This window comes from Synechococcus sp. WH 5701 (assembly GCF_000153045.1).
In the GTDB taxonomy this organism is placed as follows: domain Bacteria; phylum Cyanobacteriota; class Cyanobacteriia; order PCC-6307; family Cyanobiaceae; genus Regnicoccus_A; species Regnicoccus_A antarcticus.
Genome location: NZ_AANO01000075.1, coordinates 1 through 1,454, shown reverse-complemented (window position 1 = coordinate 1,454; position 1,454 = coordinate 1). Strand labels below are relative to the sequence as shown.

Annotated in this window: 1 protein-coding gene and 1 pseudogene; both read right to left on the bottom strand. The window is 59.0% G+C overall.

The window, feature by feature from the left end; all coding sequences use genetic code 11:
- Positions 1–185: 185 nt before the first annotated feature.
- Positions 186–1,007: an HAD-IIB family hydrolase gene (locus WH5701_RS16210; RefSeq protein ID WP_006169819.1), complete on the bottom strand. Its 822-nt coding sequence runs from the start codon at positions 1,005–1,007 to the stop codon at positions 186–188.
- A pseudogene (locus WH5701_RS16205) lies at positions 1,004–1,454 on the bottom strand (glycosidase); the annotation flags it as partial. The pseudogene WH5701_RS16205 and the gene WH5701_RS16210, both read right to left, overlap by 4 nt.

Sequence of the window (1,454 nt, the reverse complement as noted above, 5' to 3'; positions counted from 1 at the left end):
CCTCCTTTGAGCAGCGGCTGCCTTCCTGGGGTAATGCGAGCCCGCGCCCTCAGCCTTGGCATCGCGATGGAAGCCGATGTGGGGGGGACTCTGCAAAGCAGTGATCAGGGCCTTCTGATCAACAGCCTCAGCTGCAGGCCAATCAAAACCCACGACAACCAATCCCTCACAGCACCGAGTTCAGCTCAAGGGCTCTGGCAGCTTTTGTTGGACAAGGGTGGCAGCAACCGCTGAACCGCCTCAGCCCAGCCCGCGCCATGGGCTGCTCCTGCCAACTGAAAGCGACCGCTGGTTAAACCTGGCAAGAGCAGGGGATGGGGCCCTTCAACACCAGGAACCACCACCGCCAAATCTGCGGCCTCAAGCAAGGGAAGGTCATTCGGGGAATCGCCTAGGGCCAAAACCGCCACATCAGGTTGGTTCAAGTGCTGCTTCAACACGTGCAAGGCGTTCCCTTTACTAATCCCTGGCCCCAACAAATGCCCCATGCGGTTGCCCTGCACCACCGTGAGACCCCGTTGTTCCACTAACGCCTCCAGCCGCAGGCGCACGTCAGCGGAGGGAGGCACAAAAGGCACGCTGCAACATCGCCGCTGCGCCTGACGGAGGACATCTCCCTGAAGCCCGAGCAGCCGTTCACCCTCGGCATCGGTGAGCTCGTCGAGGGCCCGCAACGGCTCTCCTAACTCCAATTCCAAGGCAGAAAGCTGAGGCTTGAGCTCCGCCCAGCCAGGACCAAGGGGTAACCCCCAAGGCTGACCAGTTGACGACTCGCCATGGATCGCACCACCGTTCTCGACGATGAATGGGTCATGAAGATCCAGCTGCTCTCGAAATCGAATCACCTCCTCAGCCGTTTTGCTGGTGCAGGGGATCACAGGTATACCTGCCGCTTGCAAACGCCGTATGGCTGGTTCCGCAGGGGACCAGTCGTAGTGATGGTCCATCAGGGTGCCATCTAAATCAGTCACCACCCACCAGTGTGGGGTCGCGATTGTATTGGTCATCGCGTCACCAACCAGTGCACGGCATAGGGTTCGATGGAGGGTTGCTCTTGAGCCGTAAACGACTGCCGACTCAGGCAATCCACAAAACCACCATCGGACTCGGCACGCAGCTGAGCCAACGACAACGTCAACCGATTCGAGGTGATGTTATGCACGGCGTAGAGAGGGATGTCGCCATCTCTTGAACGCTTCAAGATCACGAGGTCGGATCGGTCTGAACTGAGCACCGTCATCGTCGCATCGGGGTGAAGTGCCGGTTGCGACGAACGAACCTCCAGGGCATGACGTAAGGCAGCCAACACATTGGTGGCATCCGCATCAGGATCCTGAAGACGACGCTCCAACGCTTCCAATCTGAACTGAGGACGGTTGAGATCTCTCCGATGACCGGTACGCCGGAACCGTGCCAAATCATTGGGGGTGGCCAAAAGAGCAGGGAGATAAAAC